This is a genomic window from Candidatus Manganitrophaceae bacterium (assembly GCA_016200325.1).
In the GTDB taxonomy this organism is placed as follows: Bacteria; Nitrospirota; Nitrospiria; order SBBL01; family Manganitrophaceae; genus Manganitrophus.
Genome location: JACQEZ010000014.1, coordinates 26,215 through 49,040 on the forward strand (window position 1 = coordinate 26,215; position 22,826 = coordinate 49,040).

15 protein-coding genes and 1 riboswitch are annotated in these 22,826 nt (G+C 54.1%); of the genes, 9 read left to right on the top strand and 6 right to left on the bottom strand.

Features of this window, described 5'->3' with window-relative positions:
* Window positions 1-205: 205 nt before the first annotated feature.
* From HY282_11775 to HY282_11815, 9 genes are all read left to right on the top strand, one after another.
* Window positions 206-2,128 (top strand): cytochrome ubiquinol oxidase subunit I, encoded by a 1,923-nt coding sequence (locus HY282_11775; protein ID MBI3804428.1) that lies wholly within the window; start codon window positions 206-208, stop codon window positions 2,126-2,128.
* Window positions 2,129-2,190: 62 nt separating this feature from the next.
* On the top strand, window positions 2,191-3,420 hold the full coding sequence (locus HY282_11780) for a hypothetical protein (protein MBI3804429.1): 1,230 nt from the start codon (window positions 2,191-2,193) through the stop codon (window positions 3,418-3,420).
* Between the two features lie 33 nt (window positions 3,421-3,453).
* Window positions 3,454-4,461: a cytochrome c gene (locus HY282_11785; protein MBI3804430.1), complete on the top strand. Its 1,008-nt coding sequence runs from the start codon at window positions 3,454-3,456 to the stop codon at window positions 4,459-4,461.
* 62 nt (window positions 4,462-4,523) lie between these two features.
* The gene (locus HY282_11790; protein ID MBI3804431.1) at window positions 4,524-6,275 is read left to right on the top strand and encodes a c-type cytochrome; all 1,752 of its coding nucleotides are present in this window, start codon (window positions 4,524-4,526) and stop codon (window positions 6,273-6,275) included.
* Between the two features lie 263 nt (window positions 6,276-6,538).
* On the top strand, window positions 6,539-7,690 hold the full coding sequence (locus HY282_11795; GenBank protein ID MBI3804432.1) for a methionine adenosyltransferase: 1,152 nt from the start codon (window positions 6,539-6,541) through the stop codon (window positions 7,688-7,690).
* Between the two features lie 112 nt (window positions 7,691-7,802).
* Window positions 7,803-9,059: an adenosylhomocysteinase gene (locus tag HY282_11800; protein ID MBI3804433.1), complete on the top strand. Its 1,257-nt coding sequence runs from the start codon at window positions 7,803-7,805 to the stop codon at window positions 9,057-9,059.
* Window positions 9,060-9,163: 104 nt separating this feature from the next.
* Window positions 9,164-9,994 carry an acetyl-CoA carboxylase carboxyltransferase subunit beta gene (locus HY282_11805; GenBank protein MBI3804434.1) on the top strand — a complete coding sequence of 277 codons (831 nt, stop codon included), beginning with the start codon at window positions 9,164-9,166 and terminating at the stop codon, window positions 9,992-9,994.
* 128 nt (window positions 9,995-10,122) lie between these two features.
* Window positions 10,123-10,371, top strand: a complete 249-nt coding sequence (locus tag HY282_11810) for a hypothetical protein (GenBank protein ID MBI3804435.1) — start codon at window positions 10,123-10,125, stop codon at window positions 10,369-10,371.
* Complete coding sequence (locus tag HY282_11815) at window positions 10,295-10,747, top strand: class I SAM-dependent methyltransferase (protein MBI3804436.1); 453 nt, start codon at window positions 10,295-10,297, stop codon at window positions 10,745-10,747. The genes HY282_11810 and HY282_11815 overlap by 77 nt, the downstream gene beginning before the upstream one ends.
* A gap of 38 nt (window positions 10,748-10,785) precedes the next feature.
* On the opposite strand, the gene HY282_11820 is transcribed toward HY282_11815, so the two are convergent.
* The 6 genes from HY282_11820 to HY282_11845 form a co-directional block, all read right to left on the bottom strand.
* Entirely contained in the window at window positions 10,786-14,550 is a 3,765-nt protein-coding gene (locus HY282_11820; protein MBI3804437.1) for a VCBS repeat-containing protein, read from the bottom strand.
* Between the two features lie 65 nt (window positions 14,551-14,615).
* Window positions 14,616-16,058, bottom strand: a complete 1,443-nt coding sequence (locus tag HY282_11825; protein ID MBI3804438.1) for a hypothetical protein — start codon at window positions 16,056-16,058, stop codon at window positions 14,616-14,618.
* Complete coding sequence (locus HY282_11830) at window positions 16,048-19,446, bottom strand: tetratricopeptide repeat protein (GenBank protein ID MBI3804439.1); 3,399 nt, start codon at window positions 19,444-19,446, stop codon at window positions 16,048-16,050. Before HY282_11830 ends, HY282_11825 begins: the two co-directional genes overlap by 11 nt.
* A gap of 263 nt (window positions 19,447-19,709) precedes the next feature.
* Window positions 19,710-20,594, bottom strand: a complete 885-nt coding sequence (locus HY282_11835) for a hypothetical protein (protein MBI3804440.1) — start codon at window positions 20,592-20,594, stop codon at window positions 19,710-19,712.
* Window positions 20,595-20,695: 101 nt separating this feature from the next.
* Window positions 20,696-21,376, bottom strand: a complete 681-nt coding sequence (locus HY282_11840) for a hypothetical protein (protein MBI3804441.1) — start codon at window positions 21,374-21,376, stop codon at window positions 20,696-20,698.
* 58 nt (window positions 21,377-21,434) lie between these two features.
* A riboswitch (cyclic di-GMP riboswitch) is annotated at window positions 21,435-21,519 on the bottom strand.
* A 160-nt stretch (window positions 21,520-21,679) separates the two neighbouring features.
* Window positions 21,680-22,585: a hypothetical protein gene (locus tag HY282_11845; protein ID MBI3804442.1), complete on the bottom strand. Its 906-nt coding sequence runs from the start codon at window positions 22,583-22,585 to the stop codon at window positions 21,680-21,682.
* Window positions 22,586-22,826: the final 241 nt, after the last annotated feature.

Below are 22,826 nucleotides of genomic sequence, written 5' to 3' on the forward strand. Positions count from 1 at the left end.
ATGGTTCTGTATGTCGTATTTTTGGCCGTGGCTGCAGGTTACTACTTTTTTCTCGACTGGGTTATGATGGGGCCGATGCAGAATCTCCCGTTCCCATATAAATAAACTTGTTTGTTTTCCTAATGTAAAAGGGTTTGGGTTCGTCTTCCCTGCCCATTTGTTTTAAGTATTCACATCTTAATCATCTCTTTAAGGAGGTATTAAAATGCGCAGCTTTAACGATCCTAGAAAGGCAAAGATTGGAGCAGTCGTCCTTCTGGGTGTGATAGGCTTGCTCCTCCTCCTCCCCTTTATCCCAATGCAAGCTGGAGCCGAAGAAGCAAAGCAGGAAAGCGCTCCGGCGGAAAAAAAGGTTGAGAAGGCAAAGGACGTCTATTATAAGGGGCCTGGTGAATTTGGAATTGTCTCGGGTCCTCCAGCTCCAAAGCTGAAATATCCCGATGACTATGGAACCTATGGAACTTTCCAGAGCCGTACCATCCTCTGGGTCGCCAATCAGCAGCATCTCTATTTCGGCAGCTTTGTTCTTGCCGTTCCGATGTTCGTGTTCGTCATGGAGTTAGTCGGAATGCTGCAAAAAGACAAGTTAATGGCTAAAAAATATGATGATATGGCCCACGAGATGATGAAGATCAGTTTGACCGCTTATTCCATTACAGCGGTTCTCGGAGGGATACTCATCTTCACCTTCTTGGCTCTTTACCCGGGGTTCTTTGGGTACCTGTCAAGAATCTTTAAGCCGATCATGCACGTCTATGCTCTTCTCTTTATTCTGGAGAGCGGAACCTTATATATCTACTACTATGGCTGGGATGGAATGAATGATGGCGGTTTTCTTAAATGGTGCCATCTGTCAATCGCTTTTCTCCTCAACACGATCGGCATCATTCTGATGTTCTTCGCCAATTCATGGATCGGATTCATGATGTCTCCGGCCGGGGTTGATGAGCAGGGCCGCTTCTTAGGTGACATTTGGAAATCGGTTCATACAGCCCTTTGGCACCCTCTAAATGTCCATCGAATTCTGGGGAATGCTGCATTTGGAGGGGGAGTCGTTGCCGCTTATGCCTCCTATCGTTTCTTGGCTGCGAAGACTCCGGAAGAGAAAGCTCATTATGACTGGATGAGCTACGTCGCCATGTTTATGGGAATCCTCAACCTAATTCCGCTCCCATTCGCCGGATATTGGCTGATGAGAGAAGTCTATGGCTATCGGCAGCAGATGGGAATTACGTTGATGGGCGGTCTCCTGGCCTGGGTGTTCATCATGCAGGCGATGATGATCGCAATTCTTTTCGTAACCACCAACTACTATCTCTGGCAGGCGATGGGGAGAATGCCCGGCGCAGAGCGGTATTATCGCCTCTTTAAATATATGCTCCTAGTATTGATTGTGGCAACCATCTCCTGGTTGACGCCGCATACCCTGGTGATGACCCCCGCTGAGCTTAAAGCGATGGGAGGGGCGCAGCATCCAATCGTTGGGAACTACGGCGTGATGTCGGCAAAAAATACCGCCGTCAATATCATGATCACGACGACGGTGTTCTGTTTCTGTATCTATCAGCGGTGCAACAAAGTACCTACTGTGAAGTGGGCCGCGGCAGGGAATGCATTCCTTGGTGCGCTCTTTACTGGCGCGGCAGTGAATATTGTCTTTTTGGGAATCTATGGCTACTTCATCCCGGCCAACGTCCGTATCGGCCTTTCCGTTCCTCAGGTCTGCTCGACGCTGACCACTCTTTTTGTCGGAGTCACGATTAATACGATGATGATGAAGGGGGCAAGACAGCTTGGAGAGGTCCGATGGGGACAGATGTCGCCAAGAGGTTCCTATGCGCTCTTCTGCTTGGCCGTGTCGTTTACATGGACGATGGCGGTGATGGGATATCTTCGCTCTTCCGTCCGTCTTCATTGGCATGTGAATGAGATTCTTCGGGACAATTCTCCCTGGGCATTCACCAATCCAGTCGGTTATGCGGGCAACATGAACTCAATGAATGTGCTTCTCTTCTGGACGATGCTGCTCTTCGTCTTCTGGCTGGGTGCTCTTTCAGCGAAAAAAGCGCCTGTCAGGGAAGAAGAAGTGGGCGTCGGAAAAGCGACACTTCCGGCGGGGAGCCATTAAATTCTCTTAATGGGGAGAGAACCGCAAGGTTCCTCCCCACTATCGGGGGGTAAGAGAAGAGGATGAATAAGGCAAAAGATAGTGGTGGGACGATCTTTAGAGTAGCACTTTGGTATATCTTCATCTTATCTATTTTTGCGGGAATTTCTGTCTGGTTGCCCCAGATTCGTGGAGACGCTCCCGAGGCGGCGCAAGCAGTCGACCTCGCCTCCGTCACACCTGAGAAATTGGCGGAAATGGGGAAAATGATTGTGTTCGGAACGGCGAACCCCAGTTTTGGAGGAGGAGGTGTCCCGATTGGAAAAGGGCAATGTCCTCTCTGTCATATGTTCTTCCAAGAACAGAAGGCGGATCGCTGCCCGGTTCTGATCGGTGAAGAGGGACGCTCCAACAATCGGGTAAAAGAAGATCGGTACAAAACATTCGCTTCCCGACTTGCGAATGGCGAGCCGAACAGCGGGGTTAAGCCGCACGCCACGAAAGGCGGCGAGTACCTTGTCGAATCTGAATACTGCCCGAACTGCTACGTGGTGGAAGGCTTTGGTATCAAAGGGACGAACGATACAGAGAGCCCGATGCCGATCATCAACAAGCCGCCCATTCAGCTGACCGATACTGAAATTGTCTCCGTGGTGTCATTTCTTCAGACGAAAGACGACGGCGATTTCACCAAATGGACTGCAAAGGCCTCTTGGGAGTCTTATTGGGGTAAGCCGTTGAAGGCGGACACAGGTTCCAAAGAGGGAGAAGCCAAAGCAGCCCCGGCCGGTCCTCCGGTCGCTCTCGACAGTGATACTCCGGAGCAGATTGTCCAGAAGATGACCTGCTTCGCCTGCCATAAGATTCCGGGGATTTCGATTGCCAAGACCGGTATGATTGGACCCTTATTGATCGAGAAGACCAATGCTCCCAACCGCATCAAATCGCCCGAATATCAGAAGGCGGTGAAAGAGGGGAAGGCGCACGCGACAACCCCGAGAGAATATGTGATCGAGTCCATCATGAATCCGGGAGCCTTTATCGTCCCCGGATTTGCGGATGACATGATCAAAGACTTCTCTCATAAATTTACCGTCGCGGGGCTCGACAAGTTGGTGGATTACCTTCTTCAGCAGGATGCTGCTGAAGCGATTAAGCAAAATCTTGATCGGCTGCCAAATGAGAAAGAGGGCCCCTTGAAAAAGGCGGATCTCTCCTCGCCCGAGCAAAAAGCAATCGCTAATGCGACGACACCCAAATCGGATGGGAGGCACGCCTCCATCTCCGGAGAAAATGCCGGAGGAAAACTTTAAATGAAAAGTGTGAGGAAGGGAGGAGCGCATTTTATGTTAAAGCAGAGAGGTACTTCTCTTATTTTGCAAGTCCTCTTCACCGTCCTGGCCCTGCCGATGCTTGCTTGGGCCAGCGGAGGGGGAGTCGAGTGGATGGATGCGGGGAAGTTCGCGCTCATCATTGAGATGGGACTCGGCATTGGGGTTATTTTTCTTGCTTGGCTGATTAAGGACAAGCTCGGGTTTCCATTCCCAAAGTTGCTTCAGGCCCCCTTAATCTGGATAACAGCCTTTATTATTTTCCGGGTGATTTTACAGCCGCCGATTCCGTTCTCCTTGCTCGCGATTTATATGACGGTTGTGACAATTGGTGTTCTTCTCTACATTACTATCACTCAGCCCAATTGGGAAGAGTTCAGCAAGCCGATTGTATTCATGCTGCAGGAGGATAGCGGAAAGGCAAAAATGTCCCGCTATATTACTTTTGCGGCCGTTCCGGTGCTATTGGCCTACGGCACTTACAATAAAATGCTCCCAAAGTTTGAGGAGCCTGTCGAGCTGAGAACTGTTCATCCAGCTCCCCCAGCGAGCATCAACGTTCATGATAAGATTCTCAATCTTCAGACGGCTGAAAACCCATATCGAATTGATGATTCGGGAAAGTATCTGAAGGTCGGCTTGGAAAGCGCCTATTTTGGAAAAAATCCATGGGCGACTGATGCTCCCAAATATCTTCAGAATGTAAGAGATGGGGGTATCGTCTTCTTTGGTACAGCGGGATGTTTCTTCTGCCATGGCGACAACCTTGACGGCAAAGGACCTTTCGCGTTCGCCTTCAATCCGATTCCAGCAAATTTCGCCGATCCTGGAACGATTTCGCAGCTTCAGGAAACGTTCGTATTCTGGCGTGTATCTAAGGGAGGACCTGGGCTATCGAGAGAAGGATTTCCATGGGCATCAGCCATGCCGCCCTGGGAAAAGCATCTGACCACAAATGAAATTTGGCGGGTCATTCTCTTTGAGTATTGGCACACTGGTTTCTTCCCGAGAACATGGGATTAAGGCTAAATTGAACTGAGAAACGGGTTATTCCCAATCGTTCTAATTAAGGGGGACTGTGAAAAATGAGGGAACAACTTATTAATGCAGATAAAAGGCAGCTGATGCTTAAAGGGCTCGCTGCTGGCGCACTCGCGCTATTGCTCTCGTCGGGGGGGATGTTCTGGACCGGCAAGGTATCGGCTGAAGCGTTAGAACCAAAGCCTGGAAAGTATCGACCGACGCCTCCGAGCAAAGAAGATGTTGAAGCAGGCAAAGCGGTCTATTTTAGAAAGTGTGTTTGGTGTCACGGTCCGGATGGCGCTGGGGATGGACCATCGGCCATCCGCCTCCATCCGAAACCGCGTAATTTCAACCAAGGGACCTTTAAGATTCGGCACACTGCCAGTGGCGAACTGCCGACCGATGAGGATCTCTTTAATACGGTAACACACGGACTCCCTGGGTCCGTGATGCCGCCTTGGGGCGAGATTCTCTCAGACAAGGAGAGAAGGCAAGTCATCTCATTCGTTAAAACTGAGCTTGTGAAGGACCGGAAGTTTGACGATAAAGATGAAGCTTTAAATGTAATTGATTACGGTAAGCAGATTGCTTCCTCGGAAGATAGTATCAAGAAAGGCCGAGAAATTTTTATGACCAAGGCAAAATGTGTGGAATGCCATGGCGTCGAGGGAAGAGGGAATGGAAACTTAACCCAACGCGACGACTGGGGTTTTCCGATCTTTCCGGCCGACCTTCAGAAACCCTGGAATCTTAGAGGAAATAGAAGAGATCCATATAATCCAAAGAATATCTTCCGTGAGATTTCCACAGGCTTGAATGGAACGCCGATGCCTTCTTTTGCCGATGAATTGACCCCGGAAGAGCGATGGCATGTGGCTAACTTCGTGATGTCTCTCTCTCAAAAATTTCCGATCGATCCCTCGACCAATAAGCCAGCGATTCAGTTCGTCATTAAATCGAAGTTCCTTAAGGAAGGGGAGCTTCCGAGCGATCCAAACGATAAGCGGTGGGAGCCGCTTCCTCCCCAGATTATCGGGATGGCGAGCCAAATCATCCAGCCGCCTCGGCACTTTTTGAGAACGGTCGATGATCTTCGAGTTAGATCGCTCTTCAATAATAAGGAAGTTGCGATCCTCGTTGAGTGGGACGATCGGACGGAGAGTCATCGCGATGAGAATAAACAAGCGGTTTATGATATGACGGCGATTTCATCCGCCTCATTCCCCGCGATTAATACAACGGAATATACCCATGAGAATGATACGGAAGCGGGACCACTAAAGGATGTCAATCCCCCGTCCAAAGGGGTTTATAATGACGGCGTTGCCATCCAGTTCGCTGAGAAGTGGCAGGAGCTACCCTCTCCTGAGAAGCCTTATTTTATTCATGGTGACGTTAAAAGAGGTGTCGATCTTTGGAAGTGGGAATCCGACGGTTCCACAAAAGAGTACGAAGGCCATGGAATTGATAGTGTTAAGGTCAAGGAAGGGAATAAGAATGTCCGTGTCGATGGGGCGAAGTGGAACAATGGCCGGTGGCAGTTGATCTTGAAGCGGTCTCTCACGACTGCAGACAAGGAACATGATGCCCAGCTTGAGATGGGGAAGAATATTCCGATGGTCTTCTTTGCCTGGGATGGCGATGCCGGTGAATTCGCTGGTAAGATGGCGCTTTCGACCTATTACTACCTGATGCTGGAACCTCCAGTTCCAGGTAAGGTCTATGTCATTCCTCCAATCATCGCGGGTATCGTCGTGATCCTTGAAGGATGTGTTTTGTATAGTGCCCGTAAGAGAAAAAGAGAGAACGCCTAAAGGGCATTTCCCGTTGAAATAAAAAGGGGTGGATACAGCAATCTGTATCCACCCCTTTTCTTTATTAATAGAAAAATGGCTTCTCGGGTCAAAATTAATAAGAAAGCTTTTGATTCCAGAACCGATTCTAAGTTATAATCAACCAATTTTATCCCTCCGCGGTTCGGTCAGTGCGGGAGCAGCTGAACAGGACGGATTTAAGACACATTTAAATAGAGAGGTTGCAGGCCGACGTAGAGGGCCTCGCATTAAGGAGGAACAGTATGAATCGTTTGAATTTTCTTTTCACGTCCGAGTCGGTGACCGAGGGGCATCCGGACAAGATTGCAGACCAGATTTCAGATTCCGTTTTAGATGCGATCATCGGACAAGACCCGACCTGCCGGGTTGCTTGTGAAGCGATCGTTACCACCGGTTTGGCCTTCGTCGCCGGGGAAATTACCACCTCCTGCTATGTTGAAATTCCCGATATCGTCCGCGAGACGATCAAGCAGGTCGGATATACCCGGGCAAAGTACGGGTTTGACTACGAGACCTGCGCGGTGATTACCTCGATTCATAACCAGTCCCCCGACATTGCCATGGGGGTCGATACCGGGGGGGCCGGCGATCAGGGCTTAATGTTTGGCTACGCGACCAATGAGACACCGGAATTGATGCCGATGCCGATCCTTTTGGCTCATAAGATTACGAAGCGGCTGACAGATATGCGGAAGGGTGATATTCTCCCCTATCTCCGTCCCGACGGCAAATCTCAGGTCACCGTCGAATACCGAGACGGGAAGCCGGTCCGTGTCTCGACCATTGTTGTCTCGACCCAGCACAGCCCCGACATTACCCTAAAAGAGCTTCGGGAGGATGTCATTGAGAAGGTGGTCAAGCCGGTGATTCCGCCTGAGCTGCTCGATGACGAGAACATCATTTATCATATCAATCCGACCGGCCGTTTTGTCATCGGCGGACCCCAGGGAGATACCGGTCTGACCGGTCGAAAGATCATCGTCGATACCTATGGCGGGGTCGGAAGCCATGGTGGAGGCGCTTTCTCCGGAAAAGATCCCTCCAAGGTCGACCGGTCAGCCTCTTATATGGCCCGATATATTGCGAAGAACCTCGTCGCCGCCGGAATTGCGGAGCGTTGTGAGGTCCAGCTGGCATACGCAATCGGCGTCGCCGATCCGGTCTCCATTTTGGTCGACACCAAACAGACCAGCAAAATCTCTCAAGACAAGCTGGTCAAACTGGTCCGCGACCACTTTCCGATGACGCCGCGGGGGATCATTGAACATTTGAAACTCCGTCGGCCCATTTATAAGAAGACCGCCGCATATGGTCATTTTGGACGGAACGATCCTGATTTTACCTGGGAGGCGACCGATTTGGCCGCAGCGCTGAAGAAGGCGGCCGGCATATAAGCCGGTTTTGCCCGGGGTTCGCAATCGGTTTTTGAATCTGATCATTTGGCTTCGGTTTTGTCCGGGGCCAGGCACGTTTTAAATTCAACCTTTAGCATGTAATGGAGAAGGAATGGACTACGATATTAAAGATATGAAATTAAGTGAAAAAGGAAAGCTGCGGATGGAGTGGGCCGAGCAGAGCATGCCGGTCCTCCGCCTGATCAAAAAGCGGTTCAAAAAAGAAAAACCGCTCGCCGGTGTCCGCATCTCCGCCTGTCTTCACGTGACGACTGAGACCGCAAACCTGATGGACACCCTCAAAACGGGCGGGGCCGATGTGGTCCTCTGCGCATCCAATCCCCTTTCGACGCAGGATGACGTCGCCGCGACGCTGGTCGATCATTATCAGATCGCCACCTTTGCCATCAAGGGGGAGGACAACAAGACCTACTATCAGCATATCCAATCGGCATTGGCGCACAAGCCGATGATCACGATGGACGATGGCGCCGACCTCGTCTCCACCATCCTCTCGGAGCAGAAGCAGTTGATCCCTAACCTCATCGGGGGAACCGAAGAGACGACCACCGGCGTCATCCGCCTGCGAAGCATGGCGGCGAAGGGGGTTTTGAAATTTCCGGTCATTTCGGTGAACGATGCCAGCACCAAGCATTTCTTCGACAACCGCTATGGAACCGGCCAGAGCACGATGGACGGCGTTCTTCGCGCCACCAACCGGATGGTCGCCGGCTCGGTCGTGGTCGTCGTCGGCTACGGCTGGTGCGGCCGCGGGATCGCAATGCGGGCGGCCGGAATGGGGGGAAACGTCATCGTTACCGAGATCGATCCGTTGAAGGCGATCGAAGCGGTGATGGACGGCTATCGGGTGATGCCGATGTCCGAAGCGGCGAAGATCGGCGACTTCTTCATCACCGTCACCGGTGATATCAAAGTCGTCCGGAAAGAGCATTTTGAAGTGATGAAGGACGGTGCGATCGTCTGCAACTCGGGTCACTTTAACGTCGAGATCGACATCCCGGCCCTCGAAAAGCTCTCCAAACGGAAGCGGATGATCCGGGAATTCGTCGACGAGTATACCCTCTCCGACGGGCGCAAGATCAATCTCCTCGGCGAAGGACGTTTGATCAATCTCGCCTCGGCCGAAGGGCATCCTTCCAGCGTGATGGATATGAGCTTCGCGAACCAGGCGCTCTCCGCGGAATATCTCGTTCAAAACTCCAAGAACCTGGAAAAGAAGGTTTACCCGGTCCCTCAGAAGATCGATACCGAGATCGCCCGTCTGAAGCTGGAGGGGATGGGCGTAAAAATCGACAAGCTGACCAAAGAGCAGGAAAAGTACCTCGCCTCCTGGGAGATGGGAACGTAAATAAATTTCAGACGTTCGGATTTAAGGAGCCAGAATCCAGGATAAAGGTGTTAAACCTTCCGGTTTCTGGCTCCTTTTTTGAATTCTGTTAGAATAGGGACCCGATGGCCTGGTTTAAAAAAGAGCGGCAGCCTGGAGAGACCAAAAAGATCAAGATCCCGGAGGGGCTCTGGGTCAAATGCAACAACTGCCGTGAGATTATTTATCGCAAAGAGCTTGAGCGAAATGCCAAGGTCTGCCCTAAATGCGATTACCACTTTCCGATCTCCGTTGAGGAGCGGATTGCGATGGTGGCCGACGAGGGGAGCTTCACCGAGTCGGACGCTTCACTCGCTCCGCTCGATCCGCTCAATTTCAAAGACTCTGCAAAATACAAAGACCGCCTCAAGGCAAATCAAGAAAAGACCGGCCAGCCCGATGCGCTGGTCATTGGAGAGGCGCAGATCAACCATCGCCCCATTATCCTCGGCGTTTTGAACTTTGGTTTTATGGCGGGGAGCATGGGGTCAGTCGTCGGAGAGAAGTTGACGCGCGGCATCGAGCGGGCCAAGGAAAAACATTTTCCGTTGGTCTTCTTCTCCGCCTCCGGCGGTGCCCGGATGCAGGAGGGAATCCTCTCTTTGATGCAGATGGCGAAGACGAGCGCCGCCATCGCACGCCTTCAGGATGAAAAGGTTCCTTATATTTCCATTCTGACCGACCCGACCTTTGGCGGGGTCACCGCAAGCTTTGCAATGCTCGGAGATATCATCATCGCCGAGCCAAAATCGCTCATTGGGTTTGCCGGCCCACGGGTCATTGAAAAGACGATCAAACAGCAGCTTCCTGAAGGATTCCAGCGGGCCGAATTTCTCTTAGAGCATGGAATGATCGACATGATCGTCCCACGGAAAGACCTCCGAGAAACGCTGATCCGCGTCCTCTCTTTTTTCTAAATTCCGATCTGTTCAAAAGCCTTTTTACATTTACGCTTTCTTCCGAAAGAAAAGAAATGTTATTCTAACACTATCGTAGGCCGACCCTTGTTTGAAGCAATGAAGACGATTGAGATAGGAGCTTTCCGATGAAGAGTGAGAGGATAGAGCGTACCGTCGATCCGCAGATGGAAGTTTACAGTGACATCAAGCGAGCGGATTACACGAAAGAGGCTGGGGTATATGATCAGAAGCGTTTTTTGCACGAAGCGGGGCGGTTTTATGCTGATTTATCCAACCAGATCATCTTTGATTTACTGGATGCCCCGGAAAGCCGAAGAGAAGCAGGTCCGGGGGCTCTGTTTTCATCTGGCCAATGCCCTGCATCTACCGTATAAAGACAACAGCTTTGACAAAGTCGTCTCCATCCGCTTCTTCCACATCCTCCCCCATCAGATGCAGCGCGCGATTCTACAGGAAGTACAGCGGATCTTAAAGCCCGGAGGGCGCTTCATCGTGGAGTTCAACAGCCCCTTTGCCGGAGTGCTTCTCTGGGCCATTCGACGCGATCATCTAGTGATCTGGCCCAAGCAGGTCAAAGCCTTATTTGAGGGGATGACAATTGTGAAGAAAGTCGGTATCATGCTGCCGGGGCTCGCGCGTGTGGCCCGAGCCAATAAAAAAATCGGCTATGCGCTGGGCCGCAAACTCGATTTCTTCCCCCTCAATCATCTCTGCAATCAAATCCTCATCGTCGCTCAAAAACAAAAATAGGTTGTCTTCCAAGGCATGCGAGCCGATTCTCCGGGCCGTCACGGGTCGAGCTTAAGGAGATGCTCGCTGTTTGCCTCCAGACGGAATTGGTAGTTTCCATTGTCTCCGGAGACCGTCGCCGCGGGTGTTCCGACCGAGTTGATCTTAATCCCAACCACGGAAATCCCTGCTAAATCTCCGGCGGTCGGATTAATCACCTGTCCGGCCAGCAGCACCGTGGTCGGCGGGATCGGGTTTACATTCAGGTGGGTGTAAGAGAGCCCCCCCGCATGGCTGGTGACCAACGCATTTCCCGACCCCCCCTCGGCCACGCTGAGGTGGGTGAATCCCTCCGGGACGTTAAAGAAAATAAACCGGCCGCTGTCGGTGGTCGCCGTCGCCCCCGGCACCATTTGGCCGGCTGAATTGAGATAAGCGGGCGTGCCGACCAGATCCCCCGCCGTATTTCTCGCCTCCATCCGAACCCCTGCCTGCGGTTGGTCCGCTCCGAGAAGGAGGCGAAGCGACTTGTCGGTTCCCGCAAAAATCAGGTCGCTCCTTCCATCGTCATCGATATCTCCTGCCGCCAGCCGCCCACTCGGAGCGGTGGAGAGCCGCTTTCCTCCTCCGAAGGTCCCATTCCCGTTACCGGAGAGAAAATAGGCGCCTCCGGCCCCGGCCAATATCAGATCAATCCGTTTATCTCGATTGACGTCGGTCGCCACCATATCGACCGGATCAAACCCGGCAGGAAGGTCAAACGCCGGCTGTAATGTTCCGGTTGGATCATTCGGAGGAGGACCGAGAAAAAAAGCCCCTCCGCCGCTGTGAAGCGCAATGAGATCGGGGATCTCATCCGAATCAAGAAAGACCGCTTTGACCCCTTTGTAAGTGGCCGGAGTCGGAAGGGTAAGGTATTTCGGGGCGAGTGCCGCGCCGTCGGCATTGAATGTCAGATCGCAGAGCCCTTTGACCGGATCGGAGATAATGACATCGACGATCGAAAGCCCGACCTGTCGAACGGCAATGCCATTGGGAGTCGCTCCGCAGGTTCCCGTCGGATCTAAGACACCGGATGCGGCCCGAAAGAGTTCAAACGATCCATCCCCCCGATTGAGGAGCCGGACCAGCGAGGGATCCCCTTCGGTTGCGACCAAGATATCGAGGAACCCATCCCCCGTGATATCGGCGATGGTGAATGCCGCGGCTGTATTCGGCACCGGAAGGGGAATCTCCGCCCCGGCATTGAACCCGCCGGCGCGGTCTCCCAGGAAGATAAAGATTTTCTTGTTGCTGAGGATGATGAGGTCGACCTGGCCATCCCCATTGTAATCTCCCACTTCGGCTGCCTGAACCGAAGGGAGATTCGCCGTACCGACTTTCAATTGAAAAGGAGGAGCGGGGGAGAACGTTCCGGGGCCGGTTCCATGTAAGATCGTGACCGTTCCGGTCGATGAAACGGCAAGAAGGTCAATTTGGGCATCGTCATTGAAGAAGCCGATTCGAAGGGACTGCGCCGGTGCATCGAGCGTGGCAAAAGGCGATTTAGGCGGATCATTCGTTTCAAATCCAGGAACGAGCACCTGTCCGGCGACGGTTCCTCCCTGCAGTGGGGGGGAGAGGCCGGCCTGTTGGGCCAACGCTGTGAGATCACCCTGGGACAGCGTCCAGAGGGGGGCTTGGACCCCGACGCCGCTCCTTGCGTGGGTCTCGACCTGATAGTTATAGGCCGGGAGGTATCCATCCCGCTCGGCGCGGAGGATAAATTTACTGTTGCTTTCAAGTGAGAGGGCAAACTTTCCGGCGGGATCGGTGGTGAGTTGAGGCCCCTTTCCAAGAACCGAGATTCGAACATCGCCGACCGCTGCCGCCCCTTCCGGCCCGGCCAGGCTCTGGACGCCGCCGGTCACCGAAATCTGACTCGGCAAGGCTTTGTTGACGACAGGATCCAAAAGGGTGGCACCATCGGGATAGACGGTGGTCAGAAAAGCGCCCGAATCTTCAGGAGAGGTCACCCTGAGCTGAAAGAGGGTGGGCGTATTTGCAGAAACCGGGAGATCGCAGACGACATACCGGCCGCCGTCGGAGGTCGTCGTCCCTGCGATCGGGTTTCCAGCCAGATCGAGATAGACCACCCGCCCCACCCCTTCTCCGCTCTCTTTGAAGGCGGCGAGGGAGATTCCCGCTGTGGCCCGGCCCTGCTTCGTTGGATCAATCAGGCCGAGATCGTGGACCGTTCCATAGAGCATCCCTCGACCCGCCGGTGGACAGAGCCGTGCGGCGCCGGCGGCCGTGAGGAGGAGCAGATCGCGCTTTCCGCCCGCCGGCCCGGTGGAGAGTGGCTGATAGGTCGGAAGATAGGTGTCTTTGGACACTTTCACCGTGTAATTGCTGTTGCCCAGGAGCGGTGCGATCGCGGTGGGGTCTTCGGAGAGGGTCGGTTGAATCGTGAATAGACCATTGTCCCCGGAGAGATTGAGAAACAGGGCCGACCCGATCAGCTGAATTCCTGCGTCTTTGACCGTCTGAGATCCCTCGTCTGTGACCGTCCCATTCACCGGGACGGTAAAGGAGGCCGATCCTGCGGCGAGCGGGCCCATAATAATCGTCTGAACGAAGGCGCCGCCGGGCCGGCAGTAGACGACCGTCCGGCCGGTGGAGAAGACCTTGGTCTGTTTGTCCGGATCGATGGAGATTCCCGCCGCGTTGAGAAAAAGGGCTCCTCCGGGGTTTGACGCACAATTTGGAAAGAGAATGAAGCCCGATTGATCGGTCGTCGCCGTCAAGGTCGGATCGAGCTTTCCGGTCGTGTCGAAGTAGAAAACCTTCCCGAGGGAGGATGGATCGGTGCCGGTCGGCGTGATCACCACCCCCGATTGGCCGGGGTCGATCCGTCCGACGATCACGTTCGTCGTCGCAAGGAGTGGAACACCGGCGCTCTTCGCCAAGCCCTGCAAGGTTCCTTCCGAATAGAGCTTCATGTTGTCGTCGGTGAGGGGATCGAAGGCCTGCTGCCGGCTATTGACCGCATCCATCGGGGTGGCGAAGCGATGAACTGTCTCGCGATAGCCGGGGGCCGAGAGGCGGACGAGAAAGTCGCCATTGGTCGGAAGGCCCTGGTCCGCCGAAAGGAGAACGATCCCGGCGTCATTCGATTTTTCGATGCTCTCCCTTCCGAAGAAGGAGGCCGCGGCGCCGGCGATGTTGGCCCCGGTCACCGGCTCGACCACCGATCCGAGGACCCCGATTCGGGCGGGAAAGACCGGAAGAACGTCGATCTGACCGATGGAAACCGCTCCCGCAAAGGAGGTGATCCGGCCATTGCCGCGCCCCCCACGGGTCAACTGGAAGAAGGTCTCCCCCGGCGGCGCGTTGAAGAGGGTAAAGGTCCCTTCCGACGAGGTCCCTTGGTCGACAATGAAATCGGGGACCCGTCCCAGACTGTTGTAATAAAGATTTCGGTCCTCTCCGCCGATCCGTCCGATGACATTCCCTTCCGCGTCGGTCACTTGAAGCGCCGCTTCACTCGCAGGACCCTGCGGGCCCTGAATCACCCCGCTGATCAGTCCGTTTTGGTTCAGCTGGTTGGTCGAGGCGGAATTCTTTAAGGTCAAGATATCGGCCTGTGTGATGATCCGGAGAAATTGGGCCGGATCGGGCGCCACGATGTCGCTGGAGCCGGTCTTGAACTGAAAGAGATAGGTCGTGCTGAAAGGGGCGTCCCGTTCATCCCCCTGACTGATGCAGCAGTCGGGAAAAGGGTCCGACGAGCAGGCGGAGAGGAGGAGAACAAAGGGAATCATTTGTCGTAACCAGTATTTCATAGAGAACCTCAATGACGATGCTGACGATCTAAAAACTCGACCGAAGCAGGTCGTTCAATCGCCGCTTAGAAGCTATAGGTCAATTCAATATACACCCGATCATTGTTCTTAAAAAAGCCGATAAAGTGGAATTCGCCCGGCAGCGGTCCGCCGATCGACCCCGAGAAGACATCGGCTCCCACGGCTATTTTAAAGTCGTCGTTTAACCGGTAGGTGACCTTGGGGCGGATCAAAGTGTCTTTTTCGTTAATATAGTAAATCGTCAGCATCTCCAGAAGGACGCGGCTGTAAGCGAGCTCCCGGCGGATGAATGCGGCGACGAAGGTGTCGAGCCGGTCCTGGATGATCTCGGGTTGGTATGCGAAGATGTATTGCTGCTGGACCTGGAAAGAGAGGTCGGCGCCGAAGAGACGGAAGTCGACGCTTAAAGCGTATTTTGCATAATCCCGTTGAATTTCTCCCAGCGCGAATTGAAGCGTCTGATCTGTCGTCGTCGGGTTAAAACGTCCGAATCGGGTTCCGAACATCTTTCCATGGACGTAAGCGGCCTCGCCATTAATCACCACGGCCCCAAACCCCTTGGTGAAATTGGTTCCGATCTGGTCGAGTCGATGATATCTCGGATTGAAGGTGACGTCGGGGGAGACGCCGAACTGCCCCAAACCGAAAACGGTCCGAAAGGCCGAGGGAAAGTCGTCCCAGGTATAAAGGTAGACGAGGGAGAAGTCCCAGCCGGCGATCGGGCGGGTCGCCTTAATCCCCCAGATGCTGTTCTCGAAGGTCCGCGGCGGCTTCTTTAATCCGTCCAGATTCTGAAATTCCTCCCATTCGCTTCCCCGCGGGGCCGGCTTGTTAAAGTGAAGATCGGGAATCCAGAGAACCTCCAGAGTGTTCGGGTCGGAATAAAAATCGGCCTTGATCATCCACACCGGGATATAGCGGTCCTGTATTCCCCTCAAGATAAATTCTTGGAAGTCTTGCGGATTGACGACGTCATTGACCCGGGCCCCCTCCACCACCCCCCATCGGACGATCTGTTTCCCAAGCCGCAGATCGAGCTTGGGAAAGAAGAGATCAAGATAGAACTCTCTGACCTCGGTCTTCTTCTTGACGATTTCGATGCTGCGGGAATTTTGAATGTTGAGGGCTTCGATTTCTTCGGCGGTGAGGTTTTCGGTCAGGATGGTCCGGGGGTTATTTCTCGGGACGACGCTGTCGACCGACTCGAAATCGTACACCGCGTCGTAGTAGCTTCGAACCAACGCGGTGAGATGCATGTTGGACGAGGGGGTATACCGCGCTTCCAAATAGGCCAGATTGAGGATCTTCGTAAAGGCCGACGGCTGGTCATAGCGATAGGCCGTCTCATTCCTGAGCTGGCCGTGAAAGGTCAGGGTCTCGCTGCCGGTTCCGGCCGGTGTCTCTTGGGCGCGGGCGGTCAGCATCATCCTGTTTTGAATCACTAAAAAAATAAAAAGAGTAAAGACGAGGGATTGATTAAAACGCAACGGTAACCCCCATCCTCAATACTCTTTTTTCATAAGGTCCGATCGAGGGGTTTCTTCCCAGCAAGACGTCGGTGACACTCGGCTGTCCCAGCGATGCCGCCGATGCAATATTCGATCGGTTTTTCTGCCATTGGTAGTCGACAAAAAGGCTGGTGGTGTCGCTCCAAGGATAGAAGAAGCCGACGCTGTAAGAGAGGAGACGGTTTTCTCGGAGCTGGTTTGCATCGAAGCCGGAGGGGAGCAGCCCTTGGCCGATCAGAGAGGCGACCTGCCCGGGTGTGAGTTCGGGATTGAGAAAGTTTTGGAAGAGAATGGAGGCCGATCCTCTAAATTGGAGATAAGGCAAGACCCACCTCTGATATCCAAGCTGAAAGCGATGTCCCTGATAGCTGTTGCTCGGGGTTCTGGGTGTCAGCCGATAAGTATACGTATAAGAGAATGAGAGGTCGTCTCGCCAAGGGAGAGAGTGGTTCATCAAGAGCGTTCCCCGCTGTTCTTGGGAGTCGAGCTGGGCGGCGCTGGGATAAGAGGTATCGGTATAAGCATATTCGAGCGAGGTCACCGTGGGAAGCGATGAGAAGAAGTTGACCGAAGCGGTCCCCTGAGTGAGAAGGAGCGCGAGCCCGCTCCCTTTCGCCAAGCTGGCCTGATATCGGCCGGAAAACCCATAAGAGAAGGGGGGGGTGGGATGATGTTGGAGTCCCAGTGACAGAGAGTGGTTGCTGTAGTAGACCTGGGCGCGATAGTAAAAGGTCGTGTCTCCCTGATAGGAGAGCGGAATCTGAAGGCGGGTTCCCTTGACCACATAGTAAGTCAGATTTGCCGAAAGGGTGTTGAAGTAATCATCTTGGGCCGGCTCGGTGAGTGGAAAGTTGCTGTCGATCCCGACGGTATAGCCGACATTTCCGAAAAAGCGCTTCTCGAGCGCTTCGACCCGCGCTTTGATCTCTTCGACCTCCCGGGGTGGGGGCGAGGGGGCTTCAGAGAGGACCAATCGATAATAGGTCATCGCCTGGTTGTTGTCCTCCTGCCATTCATAGAGCTGTCCCAGTCGGGCGTAGGCGGGGAGATAGCGATGATCGATCTCGACCGCCGCCCGGTAAGCGGATGCCGGCTCTTCAAGGAGCCGGCGATCTTCTTTCACCCGCTTCGCATTCTCTTTGTTCAGTCCCCCTTCTCCGAAGTTCACATGCTCATAGAGAAGCCCGAGGTTGTAATGATAGCGCGCCTCCTTGGGTCGAAGGACGATGGCCTCTTTGAGATCCCAGAGCGCCAATTGAAGCTGCGCGGGGGTAAGCTTCCCACCGGAAGGGGCCGCCGCTTTCTCTTTCTCCGCGGCGGCTGCGTTATCGGAAATGGTCGATAAGACGGCCAGCCCCCGCTTCTCATGCCGCTCGGCCTCTCGGTATTGTTTCAGGCTCTCATTGAGGGCGGCCAGACGTGTAGCGGCTTCTTTATATTCCGGCAGCTCGCCCTTTTCCTTCTGATTGAGGAGCCGCCGGTAGGTCTGAGCGGCGGTCGGAAGGAGCCCCCTCGCCTCTTGAACCGCGCCGAGACGGAGCAGCGCCCCCGCATGCGTCGGGTCGGTATGAAGAATGGCTGAAAAGGCCTCACTCGCCTCCGGCCATTTGTTCTCAATGCCATAAGCGATTCCGAGAGAGTAGAGGATGGAGAGATTGTCCTTTTCTTCGGTATGGGCCTCTTGGAGAAGCGCAATCGCCTCTTCCTTCTCTCCCTTGGCGAGAGCGGCTTGTGCACGGTTAAAGAGGGCGCGGGTCTTCTCGCGTGCCTGTTCCAGTTTTTGACGCGCCGCGTCCCTTTCCTTTTCAAGCTCCGGTCGCGACATGGCCATCGCCTTCAGGTTGTCATCCGAGAGCCGAAGGAGCCGTTCATATGCGTCGACCCCTTTGGAGCCGGATCCCTGCTGTGTATAGAGCCGCGCCAGCTTCCGCCATGCAGGATAAAACGCCGGCTGCAATTCAACCGCCCGCTCAAAGGTGGCGGTCGCTTTGTCCGGCGTCCCCTGGCCCTCATAGATCTCTCCGAGATAGTAGTAGATCGGCGCGCTTTCCGGGGAGAGCCGCGCCGCCTCCTCCAGGAGCGCTTGGGCCTCACGCTGCTCGCCCTTTGATTTCTTGGTGACCCCTTCGACGAACGGTGGATTGGCTTCCAGCGTCGACTTCAGCATGGCGAGGGCGGTCTGATAAAGGCCCGATTCGGCTTCCAGAGAGAAGATGTCCCGGTTTTTCTGAAGCGAGAGGACCTTCACATAAGCGGCGATGGAGAGGCGGTAGGCGCCCCGTTCCCGTTGTGTCTTACCGAGGAGGAGTTGCAGGACGCGGGAATCAGGGTCGAGGATTAACGCCTCTTCTATTTCCGGCAGGGCCAGGTCGTGCCGTCCGACCTCGTCATAGAAAAGAGCCAAGTTATGATGCACCGCCGCCAGCCCCGGATCGACGGCCGCTGCCGCTTGAAATTCGACGATCGCCGCGTCCCCCTTTTTTTCTTTCATTAGAAGATTCCCTTTTCGGGTATGTGTTTCAATCTCTTTCCGATCGAGCAGGGAAAAGAGGGCCTCCTTGGCAGAGCGAATCTCCGGGATGGTGTCATCATGATTGAGCAGCAGGACCGTTTCATATTCTTGGATAGTATCATCGACGCTTCCGACCTTTTCGTAGAACTTCGCCAGGGCAAGATGCGGCTGAATGGCAGCAGGGTCAATGGCCACCGCTTCTTTGAATAAGGCAAGCGCACGGACCGGATCGCCGACTTGGGTGGCCAGATCAGCGAGGAAGAGGCGGAGTTGGAGGCTTTTCGGAAGGAGGGCGGCCGCTTTCTGATAGAGGGCCCAGGCCGCCGGAAGATTTTTCTCCTGGAGCCGCGCAGCCGCTTCCGTAACCAACGCCTGGACCTGTCTTGCCGTTTCGGGGGTGGCGCCGAGCTCTGCGACCCGCCGCTCGGCGTCGCGCGCCTCCGGTGTGCCGGCCGGGCTATGTTGCAGGACCTTCTGATAGGCCTCGACCGCCTCGTCTATTTTCCCCTGTGATTCGGAAAGTTGGCCGAAATAGAACCAGGCATTATATTGCGTCGGGGCGAGGGTCACCGTTTTTCCAAAGAGGGCCTTGGCTTGCTCGATATCCCCTTGGTTTTTGAGCACCAGGGCCAATCCGAAATAGCCTCCCGGAAAGGTCGGCGCTTTTTTGATGACCGCTTGAAACGCTGTTTTCGCCTCTACCCATCGGTTGGCCCGGGTATAGAGCATCCCGAGATACTGCTGGGGGAGGACCAGTGTCGGATCTTCACGGAGCACTTCCAGGAAGCGCGTCTCCGCTTCTTTGTCGTTTCCTTGCTGAAAAAAAACGACCCCTTCCTCAAATCGTTTCTTCAACTCCGGGGAGGCTGCCAGCGCCGGTCTCGAGGGGCCGACCCAAAGAAGGAGAAGAGATAAACAGAGGAGGAAAGAGAAGCTTATAAGGGTTCGGAAGGTTTTTTCGGGTGAAATTCGAAAATTGAAGGGGTTACAGGGAGGAGATGAATTAATTTGCATTTACATAAAGCGCGTTAATTTGTTTCATAATCACCGGCTGTGCATAGCCCTCCATCCAGAGGAACTTCTCCTGGAGGGAGGTCCCTCCAGGAGAAGAGGTGTCGTTAGAAGAATACGGGAAACAGGCTTCCCTCGTCGATGGTCAGCGTCGCTGGGTTGTCGACCTGAGTTCTCAGGCCGGGTGTTGTAAAAGCACCCTGCGGCGGGAAGTTGCTCCCTGTTAAAGGTGATTCGCCGGCTGCTGGGAAAGAATTCCAGCTGGCTCCGTAGGGGAACGCCACTGTCACGTCCGATGTGAACGGTGTGGCAGAAGGGGCTCCCTGTTCGCCGGTTTGTGTGAGGAGCATGTGAGCGGTCAAGTTGACCGGACCTGCAAAGGCAAGAATGGCAGGGTCATTGCTGGCAGTGAATCCAGCCGTCGGTGTTGCGTCGGTCTCGGTGAAAGACATGGTGAGCCCGGTCGCATTGTTGATCGCCTGTATGACCTGCTGATCGATGTGCGCATTCATGGTGGCAGGGTTCATGCTAAAGGTGATATGTCCCGCGCTATGAAATGGATCGGTTGCAGTCGTTCCCAAACCGAGATCGATGGTCGAGGTGATGTTCCCGGTCAGGGTTGTTCCCGCAAAAGCCGGTGCGGTTTGTGGATCCGGTCCACCTTCTGTGCCGCAGAGAAATCCGCAGCCGAAGTCAGCCCGGGTCCAGACGATCTTAAAAGGATTTCCGGTAAAAGAACCGGGCATCCCGACCGCCTTGATGTAGTTGGTTAAGGTACAGGTCATCACCCCGTCGGCGCCGCGGGCACCGCAAGTAGGTGCGATTTCCGACTGCATTACCGTCGCAAGCTGTGGTGCAGTGATGGCAAACCCGAATGTCGTCGACCCCACCGTGGTGCTGGTGGTATTGGTCTGGATATTCTGGGCAAAAGCCGCCCCGGACAGGAGGAAAACCCCCATGGCCCCGAGCGTTAAAAGACGATTGATTCTCATACAGCCTCCTTTATCTATGTTGCTTTGTGTTGCTCTGCTGCCTGACTGCCCGGCAGCCCTCTCCCACTTGCAGCATGGGAGAAGCCCTCTGAACTCTCGGACTACTTGGTGAAGTTGTATACGTTCGATATATTCGTTCCGCTAAACCCGTTTGTGCTGTCGAATTGGACTGTTCCTTGTGTCGTCACGCCGTCGATTTGCTGAATGAAGGTTCCGGTTGCGCTTCCGATGAGATTGCCGTCCGGGTCGGTGAGAGAGTGAATCGAAAAGAGAATTGAAAAGTGTTGGTCCGGCGATGTCGTCCCCGGTACCCCGGGGGTGATTTGGCTGACTCGAGACGAGAAGGTGTTGCTCCTGCCGCCGCCGGTGCGGGAGAGCGAGGCCATGTCATTTTCAACCGAGATCACCAGACCCGCTTCGGAGAGGTCGAACGGGGTCGAATGAAAGAGCGGGGTTCCGCTGTCGCCTTTGGGAATCCCGACGCCGAATTGGTTGTTCGGAGCGAGGCCCTTTGCGATTGTCGCGGGAAGATCCGCCGCTTTCGGATCCCCCAAGAAAAGCGGGGTCGACGTGTCGGGAAAAGGGGTGCCCGGATCATGATTCGGTACGGCCGCGCAGGCCGTACAACCTAAGATCGGATTATTAAAAAGACCGGTCGTCGTTGAGGTATGGGTGAGGGTGAGGGTGTTTTGCGCTTCAGCCTCCAAGGGCAAGAATAAAAGCCCCATCATCCAAAAACTCCCATGAAGAATCAATGCCGCCCACCGGAAACGTTTTATCATACCGCGTCTCTTTAAGAATTTAGAAGCGGCCGATAAAAAAAGCCGCCACAGAATTTCCTTTGGCGGCTCGGCAGGCATGGCTTTACAGCTTTAGCCTCGTTGCTTTGCGTCCCCCTCTTTCGAGAGGTTTGCTCTGAGCAAAGGATGAATCATTACATCAGTGTCTGCGGACCAGCGCGTGACCCTGATTCGGGATGCGCCTTATTCTCGCACCCCCATTGCCGTCGTGGCTATTTCTTACTTCAAACTCCCAGTGGTGCCTAAATCGGACCCGACCTATTTCTCGGATGAGCCGTTTCGCCTTCAGAAATAAAAATGAATGCCGATCATTCCTTCGATGCCGTTCAATTCCAGAGGAAGTGTCTTTACGTTCGAACGAATCTCATCGTTCGGGGTCCCGCCCCGTTTGACATTTGCGTAGGTTAAGACCTCACCGGGAACCGGTCTGGGCTGGAGATCGGTTCCCGCTTCCGGCTCGGGTGGGGTGGAAAATCCGGAAGGGAAAAATCGTCTTACCTTCATTTTTGGGACCCTACCAACTATATAGCTGGTTCGAAATGAAATTGCAATCCATTTTTTCAAAAAGTACTCGCCGCCGAACCCCCACCGACTCGTCAAACCCCATCCCGTCGCCTCTAGGGAGCTTGCCACCGGAAAGGCTTGTGCGACCGGTGTGGTCACCTTCAACAAGGTATCAACCGTCATCTGCGCATAAGCGAGGCCGATCAGACCGATATCGATATAAACGCGGCTTTTCTCCGATCCCAATGGAATGTGATAACGCCAGCCAAGCCAAAGATTCGTAATGGAGATGTCATACCGGCTGTTCCTCGGGACATCTTTAAAATCGGTCGCAGCGGTCGTCGTAATCTGGGGAGCAATGTCATTTCCAATCGTCTCCCCCTCCCAGAGATTTAAGGTCATCAGAAATGCATTGCGCCGATTTATTTCCCGTGCCACCTCAACGCCGAAGGCCCGATCGATCTTATAAGAAGGAACCTCCAGATTTCTCGCCTCCGGGGTAAAGAGGATGTTTGGTTGAAGCTGATTGTTCGGATCTTGGAGGAGCGCCAAGCTGGGGTCGCTCAAAATTCTATTGAGCGTCTTCAGCGAGGGCTTATAAAGGCCTCCGACGATTCCGATCTCCCACCGTCCCTCCTCTTCTGCAAAGCCCTGTCCAACCCCGCTGAGGAGAAGGAACAGAGCCATCCCATATTTCAGAAATCTAGAAGTGATCGAAGCGCTTCCTCCGGTGAACGACCCGAGATCGGCGGCCGATTACCGCTCTCTCTAATTCATTCACCGGATATTAAAGCCATCCCAAGTTGCCATTTGGTGGACGGCCGGGTGATCATTCATTCGTGATAAACGACGCGGCATTTATCGATTCGCCGTTCATTCACAGATGAATACAAAATTATAGGTAATGCGACCTCGATGTCAAGCATTT